Origin of the sequence: Caballeronia sp. LZ033, assembly GCF_031451265.1 — a bacterium.
GTDB lineage: Bacteria > Pseudomonadota > Gammaproteobacteria > Burkholderiales > Burkholderiaceae > Caballeronia.
Genome location: NZ_JARUXQ010000004.1, coordinates 1,275,415 through 1,294,855, shown reverse-complemented (window position 1 = coordinate 1,294,855; position 19,441 = coordinate 1,275,415). Strand labels below are relative to the sequence as shown.

Here is a 19,441-nt window from a genome sequence, read left to right as displayed (position 1 = left end):
GGATTGCCCGCCGAACCGCACGCTCAAGGCCGGGGCACCCCTTCTTCCACGAGCAATGCCACCGGCATCGCGCCCAATGCATCGCGTACGAGGAGTTGCGCGCCTTCGGCCTTCGGGGCATTCGGGCTCAGCCAGTCGAACAGCGCACGCGAGTGCAGCGCTTCCGGCAGCACGATAGCCGTATCGCCCCAGCGCTCCGCTGCAACCAGCGGCAGGTCCGCGTCTGCGTCGAGCAGAGGCGCTGCGAGCCGCGTCGCGACAACAACTGCAAACGCACTGCCCGCATGCCGCGCATAGGCAATCACATGTCCGGCTTGCTCACCCGTTACGTCGAGCGGAATGTACTCGCCTTGTGCAAACAGCGACTCGCAATGCTTGCGCAATGCCAGCGCGCGTCGCACGACCGCCAGCTTCACACGCCCGTCGCGCCAGTTGCCGATCTGCTCGGACGGCGCGCCTTTCTCCTCGATCTCCGCAAGCCACTTGCGCCGCAGATCGAAATCGACGGGCCGGCGATTGTCGGGATCCACGAGGCTGAAGTCCCATAGCTCCGTGCCCTGATACAGATCCGGCACGCCGGGCGCCGTCAGCCGCAAGAGCGTTTGCTGGAAGCTGTTCACCGCGCCCAGCGGCCCAAGCCGTGCGACGAACGCCGACAGTTCCTGCAGGAAGCCATTGCGCCTTTGCGGCGAGACGATATCGAACAGGAAGTCCTTGCACGCCTGTTCATAGGCTTCATCCGGCGCGAACCAGCTAGTGCGCAGCTTGGCTTCGCGCAATGCCTTCAATTGCCACTGTGCAACGCGCTCGGCCAGTTCGTGAACGCCTGCTTCATCGTCCGGCGCAAGCGTGAGCGGCCAGCAACCGACGAGCGTCTGATACAGCATCGCTTCCGCGGCGGGACCGGGGGCCCAATCATTGATGTCGCCGGTTTCGGCCAGACCTCCATTCGCGCCGCGCCGCAGCGGCGTGTTCAGCGTGGACCATTGCCGCAGCGTCGCCGCCCATTCATCCGGAATCTCGCTCAGCGCCGCAATGCGGGCGCGCACGTCCTCACCGCGTTTGTGATCGTGCGTGGCCGTGCACAGCATCGCGTGGGGGAACGCGGCGAATCGTTCCTGGTTGCCCGCATGAAAATCCGCGACCGACAACGCGAACTCGCCCGGGTCCGCGCCGACTTCGTTGCGCGAGATGAGCCGGCCATAGCGATAGCACGCCGTATCCTCGACCGCCTTCGCCGCCACGGGCGAGGTCAGTTGCGAGAACAAGGTCTGGGCGGCGCGGCGTTGTGAGCCGCTCGACAGCTGCTGTGCATTCTGTCCGGCCTGCGCCTGGCCTTGCGCTTGAGCATGATTCCGGTCGCGATCACGATTGCGCTCCGCCGCGCGGTCTCGTCCACGTTCGACGCGCGCCTCCTGCGGCGCTTCGTCGGGCAGCTTGCCGCCGAGCCATTGCGCGACCTGATCGAGCACGACATGATCCGCGCGCGGAAGCGTCGCGCGCGCGGCGTCCAGCGCTTGCGAAAAGAAGCGCTCGTCCTCGGCGCTGCGCACGCTGCCCAGCGGATAGATGCGATACACCGGGAAGTGCACGACCAGTTCCGCGACCACGCGGCGAATCGACGTAAAGGTGAAATCGCGCGTGTTCTGTGCATCGCGCGCAATACGGTGCAACGCGCGCGTCACGCGATCCAGTTCCGCTGCGAGGTTCTCGGCGAGAATCTTGCGACGCGCGCTGAGCGCTTCATCCGCGAAGTTCGCGCTCTTGCCCGTGAGCTCGGCCCACAGTGCGGCAAGCGGTTCGGCGCCGGCCGGATCGTGCAGCAGCGCGCCGACGTCGTTCATGAAGTCATAGCCGGTTGTGCCGTCCACCTGCCAGTCACGCCGCAACGGTTCGCCGCGTCCGAGAATCTTCTCGACCACGAAGTACGTATGGCCGTTGCCGTGTCTCAACGCTTCGGGCCGCGCCGCCGACAACTCTTCGAGCCGCGCGCGCAGACGTTGGCAGTATTCACGCGGTTCGGCGAGCCCGTCCACGTGATCGACGCGAACGCCGTCGATCAGCCCTTCGGTGAAGAGCCGGAAGATCAGCGCGTGCGAAGCCTCGAACACTTCGGGACGCTCGACGCGCACGCCGCCCAGCGTGCTTACATCGAAGAAGCGCCGCCAGTTCACTTCGTCGGCGGCAGTGCGCCACCACGCGAGCCGATAATGCTGGCGCTCCAGCAGGCGATGCAGACGGTCGCGGCCTGCTGGTGTATCGGACGAATGCGCGGCGAGGATCGCCTCGATCGCGGCCTGACCGCCTTCGGTCCCCGCGATCGTAATGAGCGCCGTACGCGCATCGGCGGCGCGCGGCTGGTCGGCGGGTTGCGTCGTGAGGCCGGCGAATCGCTGCGCCAGTTCAGGCGCTTCCTGGAACACGGCAGGATAGTCGACGGGACACACCGGAAACGCGTGCGCGTAATACGCGATCACGAAGCGCCCTTCATCCGCGCGATATTCGAGCTTGATCTTGCCGCCCTGCAACTCGTCGCCATAGGAGGCGCCGAGGAACGGCGCGAGCACCTTGCCGCGCAGCGCCGGGTCCGGCGAGTGCCAGTCCACATCGAAGAAGCGCGCGTGCGCCGCGTGCCGGCCCCATTCGAGAATGTCCTGCCACCACGCGTTCTCCGAGCCGCCCACGCCCATGTGATTCGGCACGATATCGACGATGAGGCCCATGTCATGCGCCCGGAGCTTCTCGACAAAACGGCGCAGCGCGTCTTCGCCGCCGAGTTCGGGATTGATCCGCGTGTAATCGACGACGTCATAGCCATGCGTGGAGCCGGCGGTGGCGGTCGTTATCGGCGAGACGTACGCATGGCTCACGCCGAGCGACGCGAAGTAGTCCACGAGCGCGGCGGCGTCGTCGAGAGTGAAGTCCTTGTGCAGCTGGAGCCTGAGCGTGGAGCGCGGAACGGTCATGGTGAGTCGGTCGGATTCGAAGTGGGTTCGTTCGGTTGGGCAGAACGCTTGCGCGCGGTGTCGGCGGCAAGCAGCCGGTCGGCGAAGGTGTCGTCCAGAAACAGTTCATCCACGGGCAGGGCCAGCCGCCGGCGCCAGTTCGGATGCTCGTCGATGGAGCCGGGCAGGTTGGGCTGTTCCACCAGCGCCAGCAGGTCTTCGAGCGGATAGGTGACGAGCGGTGCGGGCGTCGCGGCAACGAAGGCCAGCGCCTCGTCCACGGGCGGGTTGTCCACGTCGGGCGCTTCGACGTCGGCGGGCGCGATACCTGCCTCCTGAAACGCGCGCCACAGATGTTCGCGATCATCGCCACGTTCTTCCAGCGCTACTTCCACCGCATCGCGTCCGTCGGCGCGCGCCATCGTCTGGCCGATCTTCGAGCGCCACACGATGTCCTCGCCGCGCCACCATCCGGCGACCGTCGGCAGATCGTGCGTCGTGGTCGTCGCCGTGACGCCGCTGTCCCATTCGCGCGGCGGCTTGAAACCGGGGCCGTCCACTTCGCGCTCGAACCACAGCACGCGAATGCCCAGCAGGCCGTGTTCCTGGAGACGCTCGGTGAAACCGGGCGGCACCGTGCCGAGATCTTCGCCGACCACGATCGCGCGATGCCGCCAGGATTCCAGCGCGATCAGACGCAGCAGGTCTTCCAGCGGATAGCGCAGATACGCGCCGTCCTTGGCGCTTTCGCCTTCCGGCACGAGCCACAGGCGGCGCAAGCCGAGAATGTGATCGATACGGATGCCGCCGGCGCATTTGAACGCACAGCGCAGCATGTCAATGAACGCGGAGAAGCCTTGCGTGCGCATCGCGCGCGGCGAGAAGGTGGTGAGCCCCCACGACTGACCTGCCTGGTTGAACAGGTCGGGCGGCGCGCCCACGGAGACGCCGGTCAGCATTTCATCGCGATACGACCACGCATGACTGCCGGCGCTGTCGCAGCCCACGGCGAGATCGGCGACCAGTCCCACGGCCATGCCTGCATCGCGCGCGGCGTGCTGGGCATGCAGCAGTCCTTTCGCCGCGAGCCATTGGGTGAAGAGATAAAAGTCCACTTCCCGGCGATTGGCGCTGGCGAATTCGGCGACCGCCTCGCTGCGCGGATCGCGCAACGCTTCGGACCAGTTGCGCCAGTGGCCTTCGCCGTTCTCGGCGAGTTGCACGGCCTGCAAGGCCTCGAAACGCGCGTGATCTTCGAGCGGGCGTCCGCCATCCTCGACGAATGCGGCAAAGTCCTTCGCGAAGGCGGAATCGTGGTCCTGCGAGAAGGTGTCGAACAACGCGCGGAGAATCGCGAGGCGCGCCTGGCTGGCGCGTGGCCAGTCGATCAGCGTCAGTTCTTCCAGCGCGCGGAGTTCGTCGGCGAGACCGAGTCGTTCGACGACTGCGCGCACGGCGGGCGCGCCGAGCACCGCGGCGGGATCGACATGCGCGACGTTGAGAAACAGCCGCGACGACGGCGAATAGGGGCTGAACTTGTTCGGCTCGGCGCTGAACATCGCGTGCATCGGGCTGATGGCGACCGCATGGCCGCCGCGCCGCGCCGTCTGCGTGGCGAGCGAGGCGAGAGCGGTGAAATCGCCGATGCCGCCGTCGCCATTGCGGCGCAGTCCGTAGACCTGGGCCGCGACGCCCCACAGCGGCGGCGCGCTGCCAGCGTCATCGTCGAGCGCGCGCCAGGCGTCGTCGATCGTGTAGCAGCGCGCGGGCGCGACGGCCAGTGTCGTGCGATGGTCGTTGATGACGAGCGTGTGATATCCCGGCTCGGCGATGGGCGAGAGCAGTGCGGTCTCGCCCTTCGGCGACGTGAAGCGCCCGTCGATCACTTCGCCGCTTTCAAGCTCGATCCGATAACGTGCCCCCGACTTCGCCGCCGACACCGGCAGCGCGATGGCGCGGTCCACTTCGGCCGTGATGAGCGGCGGCAGCTTGCGGCCGCTGGTTTCGGCGTCGATGGCGGCCATGCTCTGCTTGATCTGCGTGGCATTCCCGCAGGGCAGGCCCAGCTTCTCCAGCAGGATGCGCAGCGTGGTTTCGGGAACGCGCCGCATTTGCTTGTGCGCGTCCTGCCATTCGACTTCGAAGCCGGCCCGTGCCGCGAGGGTTTCGATGCTGCTCGACGCACCGGCAGCGGTTTTGTCGGCGGCGCTCACAGTTTCTTTCCTTCGGCCGACGCCGGTTCGAAATGGCGCGCATCATGCGCGATCGCGTACTCGTTCACATCGCCGGTCAGCCACGCGAGGAAGGTGCGGCCGCCGAGTTCGCCGTCGCGGCTGCGATCCTGCGCACGCGCGGGCGTCTCGAAGATCACCTTTCCCTGCGGCGTCTCGCCGAGCGCGACGGGCGCTTCATCGAGGTTCAAAGCGACCGTGAGCGTTTCGCCGTCGCCGAGTTTCCAGCGCGCGACCAGCGCCTTTTCGCCGAGCACCGTCGCGCCCAGCGCCTTGGCACCCTTCAGGCGTGGCGTGATGAGCTTCGCGCGCACCGTCAGTGCCGACCGATAGAAGTGCAGCCAGGCGAGCCGGTCTTCCTCGTCCTGTTTGTGGGCCGAACTGGCGATGTTGCTGACCGCATGAGGCGACGACATCTCGAAGGTCTTGACGTCGTTCGGATCGGGAATCTGCGCGCGGCGCTTTTCATCGGTGAACGCGGAGAACTTCGCGAACTCCTTCCGACGCCCTTCGCGCACCGCGTCGGCGAGCTGGTCGTGATAGTCGGTGAAGAACAGGAACGGCTGCGTCGAGCCGTATTGCTCCTCCATGAACAGCAGCGGAATCTGCGGCGAAAGCAGCAACAGGCCCGTTGCCGCATGGAGCGCTTCGTCATTGGTCAGCGCGCGCAGGCGGTCGCCCATCGCACGATTGCCCACCTGATCGTGGTTCTGCAGGAACATCACGAAGCGGGTCGGCGGCAGGTGCGCGCTCTTCTCGCCGCGCGGCTTGCCGTCGTGGATCGGCGAGGGATCGCCCTGATACGCGAAGCCTTCAGTGAGAATTCGCGCCAGCTTCTCGATGGGATGGTCGGTATAGGCGCCGTAATAGCTTTCGCTCTCGCCCGTCAACAGCACGTGCAGCGTGTTGTGCGCGTCATCGTTCCATTGGGCTTCGAAGTGCGTTTCCAGCAGGGTCGCGGTGTTGTGTTCGTTTTCGAGCACGAGATGCACGTGCCGTCCGGCCTCCACCGAACTGCGGATGCGTTGCGACAACTCGCGCAGCCATTCGTCGTCGTTGATCGCATGCACCGCATCGAGGCGCAGGCCGTCGAAGCGATATTCGTTGAGCCAGTACAGGGCATTGTCGAAGAACAGGTCGCGCACCTGCGGCCGTTCGAAGTCGATGGCCGGTCCCCACGGCGTATGCACGCCCTCGCGGAAGAAGGTCTTCGCGTAGGCATCCAGGTAATTGCCGTCCGGGCCGAAGTGGTTGTAGACCACGTCGAGAAACACCATCAGTCCCAGTCCGTGCGCGGTATCGACCAGTTGCTTCAGTTCGTCCGGACGGCCATACGACGAGTCGGGCGCATACGGCAGCACGCCGTCATAGCCCCAGTTGCGGCTGCCGGAGAAGTCGTTGAGCGGCATCAGTTCGATGGCCGTCACGCCCAGTTGCGCGAGTTCGGGAAGGCGCGCGGTGACGCCTGCATAGCCGCCCATCGCACCGACGTGCAGTTCATACAGCACCGTCTCTTCCCAGGGCCGGCCATGCCAGTTCGTGTGGGTCCAGTGGTACGCGCGCGGGTCGATCACTTCGCTCGGCCCGTGTACGTCCTGAGGCTGAAAGCGCGACGCGGGATCGGGGACGGCCAGATTCTCGTCGAGCCGGTAGCGATACAGCGTGCCCGCGCCGCCATCGGCTTCCGCTTCGAACCAGCCGTCGCCGGTGGGCTGCATGGCGATCTGCTCCGGCACGCCGCCGGCGCGCTCGATTTCGACTTGCACGGACTCGCGCGACGGCGCCCAGAAACGAAAGCGCGTGCGCGGATGTTCGCGCGCGGCGCCCGTCAGATGAGCGCCGAAAGGAAGGCAATACGCATGTTGATGCTTGTGCGGATCGATCGGACGTTCGGACATGGTGGCCTGCCTGGTTCTCGTGAATGCAATGCAGTTGTGTTTCGACGAAGTTCCGCGCTCCAGCACGGTCCGCTTGTCACTGGGACGGATCGGAGTCTGGCGCGCGTTGCGGGGACATCGTGCCGGGATCGGGCGGCAGCGCGGTCAGGAGACGCGGCCCCTGGTGGGCGCCTGCCATCCATACCGCTTGCCAGTCCGCCTCGCCGGTAGGCTCGGCCAGCAGCACGACGATGCTGTGTGCGGCCACCTCCAGTTCACTGCCGACGAGCGGTTTTGTGATCGCGTCAGGTTCCGCGCTATCGAGGAGCACATTCCATTCCAAGTGCGGCGCGGGCGGGGTGAACGTGAGCGTTTGGGCCGATGCATTGAACATGATCAGCAGCACGTCGATCTCGCCGTCGACGCCCGGCCCGGCGCGCCGCAGCGTGAGGGCGCGTCCTTCGGGATCCTGCCACGCCTCGATGGCAAGCGCGTTGCCGCGTTCGTCGAACCAGCTGACGTCGTAGAGACCCGGGAGCACCTCGCGATCGCCGTAGAGAAAGCGCGTTTCGCGCAGGACCGGGTAGTTTTTTCGCAGTGCAATAACGCGCGCGACGAACTCCGTCATCACGACGCCTTCCGGGCGAGCCGCCGCATCCCAGTCGATCCAGGAGATCTCGTTGTCCTGGCAGTAGGCGTTGTTGTTGCCGCGCTGGGTGCGGCCGAATTCGTCGCCGCCGAGCATCATCGGCGTGCCGAGCGAGAGCATGGTCGTCGCGATCATCGAACGCGCGAGACGGGCGCGGACATCGAGCAGGGCGGGGTCGTCGCTGGCGCCTTCCACGCCCCAGTTCGCGCTGCAGTTCTCGTTATGGCCGTCGTTGTTGCCTTCCTGGTTGGCTTCGTTGTGCTTGTGCGAGTAGGCGGTGACATCGGCGAGCGTAAAGCCGTCGTGCGACGCCACGAAATTGACCGATGCCCAAGGCTTGCGGAAGCGCCGGTTGAACAGTTCCGCCGAGCCCGTGAGCCGCGCGGCGAGATCCGGGCGCATGCCGGCGTCGCCGCGCCAGAAGCGCCGCACGCCGTCGCGATACTTGTCGTTCCACTCCGCGAAACCGGGCGGATGATTGCCGACCTGATAGCCGTCCGGTCCGATGTCCCACGGCTCCGAGATCAGCTTGCGGGTGGAGAGGATCGGGTCCTGGCGGATGGCGTCGAAAAAACCCGAACCGGGATCGAAGCCATGACCTTCGCGGCCGAGGGTGACGCCGAGATCGAAACGAAAGCCGTCGATGTTGAACGCCGTGCTCCAATAGCGCAGCGAGTCCATGACCATTTGCAGCACGCGCGGGTGCGACAGGTTCACGGTGTTGCCGCAGCCGGTCTCGTTGATGTAATGGCGTTCATCGCCTGGAATCAGGCGGTAATAGCTGGCGTTGTCGAGGCCGCGCCATGACACGGTCGGGCCGAGTTCATTGCCTTCGCAGGTGTGGTTGTAGACCACGTCGAGGATCACTTCGATGCCTGCCGCGTGCAATTGGCGCACGGCGATGCGCATTTCGTTGAGCCGGTGCGTGGACAGATACGACGGCTCCGGCGCGAAGAACGCCGCGGTGTTGTAGCCCCAGTAATTCTTGAGACCGCGTTCGACGAGGAAGCGGTCGTTGAGGAACGCGTGCACGGGCAGGAATTCGACGGCCGTGATGCCGAGCTTCTGCAGATGTTCGATGAACCATGGCGAGGAGAGGGCCGCGAACGAACCGCGTTCGTGCTGGCGGATGTCGTCGCGGAGCATGGAGGTGCCGCGCACATGCGTTTCATAGACGATGGTTTCGCCCCAGGGCGTGTCGGGGCGCACGTCGCGCGACCAGTCGAAAGCGTCGTCGGTGACGATGCATTTGGGCATGGCGGGCGCGGAATCGCGGCGGTCCATCGACATGTCGAGCCGGTTCGAATGGACGCGATAGCCGAACAGCGCGTCCGACCAGCGCCAGGGGCCGACGAGCTTCTTCGCGTAGGGATCGAGCAACAGCTTGTGGGGATTGAAGCGATGGCCCTGCTGCGGTTGATACGGGCCGTGGGCGCGGAAGCCGTAGACGGTGCCCGGGTGTGCGCCGGGAAGGTAGCCGTGCCAGACCTCGTCCGTGCATTCGGGCAGGTCGAAGCGCATGAGTTCCTTGCGGCCCGTGCTGTCGAACAGGCACAGCTCGATGCGATGTGCGTTGGAGGAAAACACTGCGAAGTTCACGCCCAGTCCGTCCCAGTTGGCTCCCAGCGGGTAGGGCGCGCCGGGGAGCAACTTGTCGGGGAGTGCATTTGCCATGGGGCCTGTCCTTTTGGTTGTCGTGCGGCTTTACAACGTGGCGTAACGATAGGCAAAAAACGCGCCACAGCGATTTTCGCCTGACCGAAGGAATTTGTCCGTTGGACGGGACACATTGAGTCATCCCGTTCCTGTGCCGGCTCGCGACGTCAATGGGACCCTTCGGGAACTGCTCATGCCGCGTCGTGCGTTTCATGAAACAGCGCGCGCAACGACGCTAAAACTCAGAACGCGGATCCGTACGTCGCCGCTTGTGCTGGAAAGTCTCAGGCCGTCGAAGGATCTTCGCTATGAACAACAGTTTGGAGACTCCATCATGTCGACGGTCGCATTGGATGACCGCCCATCTTGTTTCAAGACGGGCGCAGGCGATGACCTGACGCTTCATCGCCATCCGGTCGGGCTTTTCGACGCTGCTTATTTGATGAAGGCCTGTCAACACGGAATGGGAGAAGTGAATGCTGATTCCGCAGCGCATTTCGCTCATAGCTTGAGTGCCGCTTTGATTCATGAGAGCGTACACGCAACGGATAAGTGCCGTTTCGAGGTATATCAAGCAATGAATCGTGAGGGACGCACGGTACTTGGACGGGTCCTGAGCGGCGCACGAGATAAGAAGCAAGGGTTCCAGAAGAGTCAGCGCGGATTTGCTCAGGCAGACGCGGAATCTTTCATGTGCGTGGTAGAGGGGTTGTCGATGTTGAGTCGCGATTCCGGAGCCCTCGACCGCTTCTTAGCCGCCTACAACAGATATCTGTCCGATCCCTCTGAAAACTTGTTCTGGCAGCATTTCCAGAACGAAGACGCTAAGGACATGCCTGCATGATCGCATCGAGTTGTGCATTGACGAGATCGAGCGTGATCGTGTGCATGATGACCGAATTTGCATCGCGCATCTGGAGAATCTCTGGTGCAACTAGCGCGATCGAAGAAACGACGCTCCGCCTGCAAACAAAAATTACCGCTCCTCCGTGAGAAGCGCGTGCCGAATGAATGCGACAGGGCTACATTGGCAATCCCGAACACGTTGAAATGTCGACGCCGATACCAGTCCCGAAAAGGGGCCGACTCGTTCCCTGCGCCGTACTGACCCACATAGCCCGCTCCAAGCCATGCCCAATCATGTGAAAGCGCTTGCGCCCCGAAAGACCGTTTCCAGGCCACGGCAAAAAGCTTCCGGTGAACTCAAGCGATGGTCGCAGCATGCACAGGCGCTGCATGAGATCGACGAGGATGAAGATGCCGTGTCCTGGCGTCGTCCGGCGGAATATCAGCGCGACGACGGACAAGGGTCGCTGCCGCCGTCCGCTGCCGGAACGTTCGAACTCAAACCCTCCGCGACCTTCTTTGGCGTTCAGGAGTTGATCGAGGACGACGAGACGCGATATTTCATCACGATGAGCGGCAAACTCCACGAGGTGGAGTATGTGAGCGAAACCGAATGGTTCAGATTGTCCGATTCCAACGCTCAGGCGAGGCATCGCGCAACTGTGTTCTGGCGGGGATCCGGCTGGGCGTTGAGTCCCCGATGGCGCATCAAGGGTTGGCAATACGACTCGAAGCCTTTTGGCTTTCGGGACCCGGATGTTCCGGAAGCACGCGCTCGCGAGATGCGTTCGGATCTGCGCAAGGCGCGGGATGCCGCAGCGCGGTCGACAAGCCAGGCACTGGAGGCGCTCGACGCTCCGGCGCTGAGCGGGGCAAGCAAGCGCTTGCTGGACATATTCTTCGGTGGCAGTTCTGAAGCGCTAGTTCATGAACTCGGACGGCGAATACGTGTATCGCGGCGCGTCCTCGAGAGCATTCGTCCGTCGCTGGAGATCCGCTATCGTGCCGCCGAAGGGAGGGCATTCATGTCCACGGTCTATGGCGGCCGACCTCCCCGTTTCACGTCGGGCTCAGGAAGCAGCCTGCATTTGCATCGCAGCGAGGGTGACGCCGGGAGGGGGCCGTATTTGATGTATGCGTACGACGCCGGCATGCGGGATATGCAAGAGCAGGAAGGGACCCGCTATGCTGGTGCGATGCGCGAGACACTGCTGCACGAGAGCTTTCATGTCACCAATCCCATCGAGTTCGATATTTACGAAGACAGGGTCGATGGAAAGCCGGACGTCGCGCCACTGATCACGCACGCCGCGCATGAAGTCCTGACGAAAGGCGCGGAAAACGTGCACGAGTTGCTTTTGAAGAAGACCTTGCTCATGCATCGGACGAAGGATTCCATCCACGAACCCGTGCCCACCTTCCTGGCCGAAGACGATGGACTGGATGAAGCGAGGCTTGAACGAGTGTGGTCGAATGAATCGGAGCGCAAGGCCATGCTTGCCGACATACTGGACAACTTTGCGCCCTATATGTTCGATAACCCCGACTCCTTCATGCGCGTGGTGGACGGACTGGCGATGCTGAACAGGAACCCGGCCGCGCTCGATGACTTCTTCGCAGATTACGAGGCGTTCCTGCATGACGATCGGCTGGTTCTCGACTGGAGTCGAAGCTAGCGCCCTGGCAGAGAGCCGCGTGCCAGCCATGAAGCGGCCGGCACGCGAAAGTATGGCTGCACCGGAGGACTCTCTCAATCCGCCCGCAAAACCAGTCGCGCACGCACTTCTGCAACCCGCCATGCAGTGCATCGTCGAGCAGATGCCGATGCGGCGATTCATCGTGATTGAACTCCGCAACCGCCCGAACTCGCCGCCCATGAACAAAAGCTTTTCCGCGGATACGTCCACATGAAGCCGAAGTAAGCCCGCCGATTGGCGAACTTCTGCCACCGGTCTCCTGGCATCTTGCCGATCAACGAGGCCTTCCCATGCACCACCTCATCGCAAGCAGCATTGGAGGCAATTGACGATCTGTCCTTGCGCGCCCCGCGAGATCGTCTTTTGGACATCTTTTTTGGAGACCACGGTGATCTGACTATTGCCAAACTGAAAAGCCGAATCCGCACCTCCAAGCTTGTCTTGGAGAGTCTGCGGCCGTCGAAGGATATTCGATATGCTGTGGGTGAGCCTGGCATGATCATGGGAACATGTTCCGTAGATGATGAACCCCCGCGCTACGTGACCGAGGAGAACGAAGAACTGCAACTTCATCCCAGTCCGTGGGAGAAGTATGACCTACCGTATCTGATGTTAGCCTTCGCTTCTGGAATCAAGTCGCTTGAAGCCCTGACGAAGTCTTCTTATCCAGAAGCGCTACGCAATACGTTGCTGCACGAGAGCTTCCATGTGACGAATCGCGATCCTTTCGACTTATATGCTCGTCATGACCGCGCAGGTTTGGTAGTAAGTTCAGTAGTCTTGCATGCAGCCCACGAAATCAAGAGTAAGGGAATTAAAGAAGTTCCTGAGTCTCTACTGAGGAAAACGTTTCTTCAGCACCAGACCATGACAGAGAATCGTACCCTTGAACGAAGCTTTCACCCCAGAGGCGGGCGCAGCGAACAGGCACGGATCGAATGCGCATGGCATGATTTTGGAACACGAGAAAAAGTGCTCCGCGACATTCTGGACAATTTTTCTCCTTACATGGCTGACAACCCTGATTCCTACAAGTTAGTGATAGACGGATTGTCCATGCTTGAAAAGAATCGCTCCTCGCTCAATCGTTTCTTCAAGGATTACGATCAATTCTTGACGGACGACTCGAACATCTTGGTCTGGAAATACTACTAGCAGGTCGTTGAATTACCTCGCCAAACAGTCATGCTGATCAAAAGGTTTAACGTTGAATCTAAAGTCATTGACGCCAGCGAGATGGAACGGATGCGCGGCAGCGAAGGATTGTCGAGTCAATGGACGAGCCGCCCACACCGAATGCCAATTGGCTTGGCAAAAACGCAGTATAGAAGCGCACCAATCCGCGACGGACGAACAAGCGCGCCTTTTTCGCAAAGGCAAGAGAACAGGAGCGATGCTCTGTTATATGGGTCATGTACTGACTGATAACCGACATGGACTGGTGGTCAACGCGCAGGTAACGCTGGCGACGGCGCCGCCGAGCGAGGCTGCACGGCGCAGATGCTTGCCGATGCTGCGAGAGTTTCACCAAGCGGCATCACGGTCGGTGCGGATAAGAACTACGACGCTGCCGGCTTCGATGCAGTTGTTGCGCGAATTGCGTCAGGCCGCATATGACTCAAAACGAAGGACGTTCAGGAGGCTTAGCGGTCGTTGAGCGAACTACATGTTGATGTAAACTCACGAGCAGCATCGAACGCTCACAAGAGCTCTTGCGCGTATCAGAAGCACGAGTTCAGCATGCGTCGCCATGCGTCTTGGCACGCCAACGACGAATACTTCAACCGGCTGCCAGATTGAGTGGGCTTGAATCCAGTCTCGCCAGGATCGTGCTTCCGCAAGGCCAATCGAAGGGCACATTACCCGTGGACCGCCGCTGAACTCTCAGCGGCGGTCCACGGCGCTCAGTCCGCCCGCAACACTACCGTCGCCAACGGCGGCAATGTCAACGCGGCTGACTGCCCCTTCCCATGACTCGGATAGTCATCCGTATGAATGACACCGCCATTGCCCATGTTCGATCCGCCGTACACGGAGGCGTCAGAATTGAACACTTCACTCCAGCGCCCGGCCCGTGGCATGCCGATCCGATAAGCCAGCCTCGGCACCGGCGTCATGTTGCAAACAACAACCAGATCACGCCCTTCGGCGTCCGTCCGCCGATACGCATACACGCTATTCCCGTTGTCATCCCCGACGATCCATTCAAACCCGCGCGGATCGCTATCCAGCTTGTGCAACGCCGGCTCACCGGTATAAAGAAAATTCAGATCACGCACGCACTTCTGCAACCCGCCATGCAGCGCATCGTCGAGCAGATGCCAATGCGGCGATTCGTCGTGATTGAACTCTGCAACCTGCCCGAACTCGCCGCCCATGAACAAGAGCTTCTTCCCCGGATGCGTCCACATGAAACCGAAGTAAGCCCGCAGATTGGCGAACTTCTGCCAACGGTCCCCCGGCATCTTGCCGATCAACGAGCCCTTCCCATGCACTACCTCATCGTGCGACAAGGGCAGCACAAAGCGCTCGGAATACGCATACACCATCCCGAACGTATAAAGATGATGGTGATACTGGCGATAGACCGGGTCTTCCTCCATGTAATGCAACGTGTCGTGCATCCACCCCATGTTCCACTTGAAGTCGAAACCCAGTCCGCCGCTTTCCACGCTTGCCGTCACGCCAGGCCAGGCCGTCGATTCCTCCGCCACCGTGATCGCGCCCGGAATCTGCCGCACTTCATGATTGAGGCGCTTGAGAAACGCAATGGATTCGAGATTCTCGCGCCCGCCATAAATGTTAGGCACCCATTCGCCGGCCTTGCGCGAATAGTCGCGATACAGCATCGACGCCACCGCGTCCACACGCAGTCCATCGACGTGATAACGCTTCAGCCACGCCAGGCCCGATGCAATCAGGAACGCGCTCACCTCGTTGCGTCCGAGGTTGTAGATCATCGTGTTCCAGTCCTGGTGATAGCCCTCGCGCGGATCCGCATGCTCATAGAGCGGCGTGCCGTCGAACTGCACCAGTCCATGCGCATCGTTCGGGAAGTGTGCGGGCACCCAGTCGATGATGACGCCCAGTCCCGCCTCGTGCGCCCGGTTCACGAACTCGGCAAACTGCTCCGGGGTGCCGAAGCGCGCGGAAGGCGCGAACTGCCCGAGCGGCTGATAACCCCATGAACCGCCAAAAGGATGCTCGGCGATCGGCATGAATTCGAGGTGCGTGAAGCCCATGCCCTTCGCGTAAGGAATCAGGCGCTCCGCCAGCTCATGCCAGTTCATGCCGCGATTGGCTTCTTCCGGCACGCGCAGCCACGACTCGGCATGCGCCTCGTAAATGGCAATCGGCGATTGCACCGTCTGCTTGCCGCCGCGTGAGGCCATCCAGTCGGAGTCGGTCCACGCGTAATGATCGATGGCATCCGCATCCGCGACCACCGAGGCCGTCGACGGCGGCTTCTCGCTCTGCATGGCGCACGGGTCGGCCTTGAGCGGCAGCGTGTGGCCATCGCGCGTGACGATCTCGTACTTGTAGCGCGTGCCTGCACCGATGCCCGGAATGAACAGCTCCCACACGCCCGAGCCGTGACGCAGGCGCATCGGATGACGTCGGCCATCCCACGTGTTGAAGTCGCCGACCACCGACACACGGCGTGCATTCGGCGCCCACACGGCGAAGCGCGCACCCGCCACATTGCCATGCGTGACCGGCCGTGAACCGAGGCATTCGAGCACCGCGTAGGGATCGGCATGCGAGAGACGCGTCAGCGACTCATCGGAGAGCACGGGACCGAACGAATACGTGTCGTGTGTTTCCTGCGGCGTGCCGTGCCAGTCGATCTTCAACCGATAAGCCGCAGGCCGTTCGACGAAGCCCGCATAGAGCCCGGCGTCGTGAATCCGCGTCAGCGCGCCGAGATGCTCGCCGCTCGCCGCATCGATGACGTTCGCACCGGATGCGCCCGGCAAGTAGGCGCGCACGACGTGGCCGACATCCGTCTGATGCATGCCGAGCATCGAGAACGGGTCGGGATGGCGCGCGTCGACGAGCGCATCGATATCGAGCGGATTGAGGCCGTGAGCCGGATTTCTGGTATCCGCCGGATCGCTACGATTGTTCATGGTGGGTTCCATCCGGATTGTCCTTGGTTGCTCCGTACACGGGTCGCGTGCCGGGTGCGGGCGGCTCGCCCGTGTCGCCCAGCAGGCGGCTCGCGAGCGACGCGAGACCCCGCAACGGAAGGCCGATCCAGGTCGGCCGGTTCGCTGCTTCGTAGCGGATTTCGTAAGCGGCCTTCTCGATCAGAAAAAGATCGAGCAAGGGCTCGAACACATCTTCAGCCGCAATCTGTTCAGGCGATGCAGCGATGGCTGCCGTGTACTCGCGCAAGAAGCTTTCCTCGGCAATCGTCCGCAGCCGTTCGAACAGCGCGCGCTTGCGGTCGGCGGTCAGCGCGGGCGCCACTTCGGTAGTGGACTGCGCCGCGGCGCTTGCGTACGACAGCGAACGCAGCAGCCCCGCGACATCGCGCAGCGGGCTCGTCTTCCTGCGGCGCTCGTCCAGCGCGCGCGCCGGTTCGCCCTCGAAGTCGATCAGATACGCATCGCCCTGCGCCATCAGCACCTGACCCAGATGGAAGTCGCCATGGATGCGGATGCACAGGGCATCAGCGGACGGCGCAACCAGCTTCTTCACGGCATCGACCAGCATGTCGCGCCGGTCCAGCAGGCTCTGTGCGAGGAACTTGTCGTGTTCATTGAACTCGCCGATCTTCTGCGCCACGATATCCAGCGCCGATTCGAGCAGCTTCAGCGTGCCGTCCATCCAGTTCTTCACGTCTTCCTTGCTCGCGCGCTGCGGCGCGAACGCGGCGTCGTCCGTGGGGCTCGCGAGCGCGACGTGCAATTCGCCCAGCCGCTTGCCGATCACGCCCGCAATGTTCGCGTAGCCCGTGAAGCCCTCGGCCTGTGCATCACGCTCCTGCGTGTTCTCGTCGACTTCGACCACCACCGCCAGTTCATCGACCGTGCGGCGCAGGTAATCGAGCGCGTAGTTCCACGCATCGCCCTGGTTGTCGATGAAGCCCTGCAGGATCACGAGCGTATGCGGTACGCCCTCCGGATCGACGCGCACCACTTCGCCATACAGCGGACCGGTGTTCGCGTAGCCGAGGCTCGTCAGATAGCGGCTCATCTCCGCTTCCGGATGAATGCCGCCGACCACGCGCCGCACGAGCTTGAGCACGACGGTATCGGCAATCACGAGCGAGCTGTTGCTCTGCTCGGCCGCAAGCCAGCGGATTTCCGGCGGCTGGGCCGGATTGAAGTCGAGCTGGTCGAGGCGTTCCGTCGGCAGGAAGCGGATTTCGCTCTTCTGTACGGTCGGCACGGCCGCGCGCTCCTTGAGCTTGCGCAGCACGCCATAAGCGAATTGCGGCACCGCGAACGCATCGGTCAGATGCCCGATGTTGCGGTTGCGGCGCACACGCGCCAGCGCCAGCTGCATGTACAGCGGCGAGGTGGTCTCCGTGCCCCATGCAATCGACAGCGGCAGCACGTAGCGCTCGCAGTGATCGCCGACATCGGCTTCGATTTCGGTGAACGCGAAGCCCGCGTTCTCGATCGTCGTCAGCGCGGCGAGGCGCACCGCATGCAGCTTCTGATCCTTCGATGCAAACCAGCGGCGCTTGCTCAGGTAGTTCGGCAGCACTTCGGACTCGAGCAGGCGCACGTTCTCGGGAGTCGGTCCGGTCTGGCCGGCGCGGATCACCATCGTGACGAATTCCGGCAACTGTTCGGACGGCGCCTGCGCCCAGGCGGGCCGCATGTTGCCCGGGCACAGCTGGAACCACAGGAAGCCATACGGCGGGAACGTCAGCAGATAGGTCAGTTGGCCGATCGGCGGGAACGGCGAATCGGCGGTCATTTCCAGCGGCACCGAGCCGGCGAACTCCGACAGGTCCAGCTCCACCGCCTGCGGCGCACGCGAGAGGTTCGCCACGCACAGGATGGGCGGCTCGCCTTCGAGTTCGCGCACATAAGCGAGGATCTTGCGGTTCGCCGGCCGCAGGAAGCGGATCGTGCCGCGCCCGAACGCATGCTTCGAACGGCGCACCGCGAGCATCTTGCGCGTCCAGTTCAGGAGCGAATGCGGATCGCGGCTTTGCGATTCCACATTGACCGCGTCATAGCCGTACAGCGAGCCCATCACGGGCGGCAGCACCAGCTGCTCGGGATCGGCGCGCGAGAAGCCGCCATTGCGGTCCGACGACCACTGCATCGGCGTGCGCACGCCGTCGCGGTCGCCGAGGTGGATGTTGTCGCCCATGCCGAGCTCGTCGCCGTAGTAGATGACCGGCGTGCCCGGCATCGAGAGCAGCAGCGAGTTGATCAGTTCGATACGCCGACGGTCGCGTTCCATCAGCGGCGCGAGCCGCCGGCGAATGCCGAGGTTCAGGCGCGCGCGGCGGTCGCTCGCATAGGTGTTCCACAGGTAATCGCGCTCGGAGTCCGTGACCATTTCGAGCGTGAGTTCATCGTGATTGCGCAGGAAGATCGCCCATTGATTGGTTTCGGCGAGGTCCGGCGTCTGCCGCATGATGTCGGTGATCGGAAAGCGGTCTTCGCTCGCAATCGACATGTAGATGCGCGGCATCAGCGGAAAGTGGAACGCCATGTGGCATTCGTCTTCGTCGCCGAAATATTCCTTCACGTCCTCCGGCCACTGGTTCGCTTCCGCGAGCAGCATGCGGTTCGGATACTCGGCGTCGATGGTCGCGCGGATCTTCTTCAGGATGTCGTGCGTTTCCGGCAAATTCTCGTTGTTCGTGCCTTCGCGCTCGACCAGATACGGCACCGCGTCCAGCCGCAGACCGTCGATACCCATGTCCAGCCAGAAGCGCATCACCGACAGCACTTCCTTCAGGACCGCCGGGTTATCGAAGTTGAGGTCCGGCTGGTGCGCATAGAAGCGGTGCCAGTAGTACTGGCCCGCGACCGGATCATGCGTCCAGTTGGACGGCTCCGAATCGATGAAGATGATGCGCGTCTCTTCGTATTTCTTGTCCGTGTCGGACCATACGTAGTAATTGCGGTGCGCCGAGCCGGGCTTCGCATGGCGCGCGCGCTGGAACCACGGATGCTGGTCCGACGTGTGATTGATGACCAGTTCGGTAATCACGCGAATGCCGCGTGCGTGCGCTTCCTGGATGAAGCGCTTGACGTCTGCGATCGTGCCGTAGTCGGGATGCACGTTGCGGTAGTCGGCGATGTCGTAGCCATCGTCGCGACGCGGCGACGGATAGAACGGCAGCAGCCAGATCGCATCGACGCCCAGCTCCGCGATGTAGTCCAGCTTCGCGAGCAGGCCGGGAAAATCGCCGATGCCGTCGTTGTTCGCATCGAAGAATGACTTGATGTGAACCTGGTAGATGATCGCGTCCTTGTACCAGAGCGGATCGTCGCTGAGAATCGACGCCTTCTTGTTGCGCTTCACCCTTGTATCCACGGTTTCGCTCCAATGTCCTGTCGGG

9 protein-coding genes and 2 pseudogenes are annotated in these 19,441 nt (G+C 62.9%); 4 read left to right on the top strand and 7 right to left on the bottom strand.

Annotated features, from left to right (window positions below; translation table 11 throughout):
* Positions 1 to 23 precede the first annotated feature (23 nt).
* From treY to glgX, 4 genes are all read right to left on the bottom strand, one after another.
* The gene (gene treY, locus QCE62_RS33125) at positions 24 to 2,966 is read right to left on the bottom strand and encodes a malto-oligosyltrehalose synthase (RefSeq protein ID WP_309927213.1); all 2,943 of its coding nucleotides are present in this window, start codon (positions 2,964 to 2,966) and stop codon (positions 24 to 26) included.
* A complete protein-coding gene (gene malQ / locus QCE62_RS33120; protein ID WP_309927211.1) occupies positions 2,963 to 5,158 on the bottom strand; it encodes a 4-alpha-glucanotransferase in 2,196 nt (731 codons plus the stop codon). Before malQ ends, treY begins: the two co-directional genes overlap by 4 nt.
* Positions 5,155 to 7,074: a malto-oligosyltrehalose trehalohydrolase gene (gene treZ, locus QCE62_RS33115; RefSeq protein ID WP_309927209.1), complete on the bottom strand. Its 1,920-nt coding sequence runs from the start codon at positions 7,072 to 7,074 to the stop codon at positions 5,155 to 5,157. The genes malQ and treZ overlap by 4 nt, the downstream gene beginning before the upstream one ends.
* A gap of 76 nt (positions 7,075 to 7,150) precedes the next feature.
* A complete protein-coding gene (gene glgX, locus QCE62_RS33110) occupies positions 7,151 to 9,376 on the bottom strand; it encodes a glycogen debranching protein GlgX (protein WP_309927207.1) in 2,226 nt (741 codons plus the stop codon).
* Positions 9,377 to 9,551: 175 nt separating this feature from the next.
* Between glgX and QCE62_RS33105 the strand changes: the two genes are divergently transcribed.
* Positions 9,552 to 10,202 carry a hypothetical protein gene (locus QCE62_RS33105; protein ID WP_309927206.1) on the top strand — a complete coding sequence of 217 codons (651 nt, stop codon included), beginning with the start codon at positions 9,552 to 9,554 and terminating at the stop codon, positions 10,200 to 10,202.
* A 286-nt stretch (positions 10,203 to 10,488) separates the two neighbouring features.
* Positions 10,489 to 11,880: a hypothetical protein gene (locus tag QCE62_RS33100; RefSeq protein ID WP_309927204.1), complete on the top strand. Its 1,392-nt coding sequence runs from the start codon at positions 10,489 to 10,491 to the stop codon at positions 11,878 to 11,880.
* A gap of 94 nt (positions 11,881 to 11,974) precedes the next feature.
* Here QCE62_RS33100 and QCE62_RS33095 read toward each other — a convergent pair.
* Positions 11,975 to 12,206: pseudogene (locus QCE62_RS33095) on the bottom strand (1,4-alpha-glucan branching enzyme); the annotation flags it as partial.
* Between QCE62_RS33095 and QCE62_RS33090 the strand changes: the two are divergent.
* Positions 12,169 to 13,056: a hypothetical protein gene (locus QCE62_RS33090; RefSeq protein WP_309927575.1), complete on the top strand. Its 888-nt coding sequence runs from the start codon at positions 12,169 to 12,171 to the stop codon at positions 13,054 to 13,056. The pseudogene QCE62_RS33095 and the gene QCE62_RS33090 sit on opposite strands and share 38 nt — an antisense overlap.
* Before the next feature lie 157 nt (positions 13,057 to 13,213).
* Positions 13,214 to 13,568 (top strand): annotated as a pseudogene (locus QCE62_RS33085) (IS5/IS1182 family transposase); the annotation flags it as partial.
* A 237-nt stretch (positions 13,569 to 13,805) separates the two neighbouring features.
* On the opposite strand, the gene glgB reads toward QCE62_RS33085, so the two are convergent.
* Together glgB and treS are read right to left on the bottom strand one after the other, a co-directional pair.
* Positions 13,806 to 16,031, bottom strand: a complete 2,226-nt coding sequence (glgB, locus tag QCE62_RS33080) for a 1,4-alpha-glucan branching protein GlgB (protein WP_309927203.1) — start codon at positions 16,029 to 16,031, stop codon at positions 13,806 to 13,808.
* The gene (gene treS / locus QCE62_RS33075) at positions 16,018 to 19,416 is read right to left on the bottom strand and encodes a maltose alpha-D-glucosyltransferase (protein ID WP_409017953.1); all 3,399 of its coding nucleotides are present in this window, start codon (positions 19,414 to 19,416) and stop codon (positions 16,018 to 16,020) included. Before treS ends, glgB begins: the two co-directional genes overlap by 14 nt.
* Positions 19,417 to 19,441: the final 25 nt, after the last annotated feature.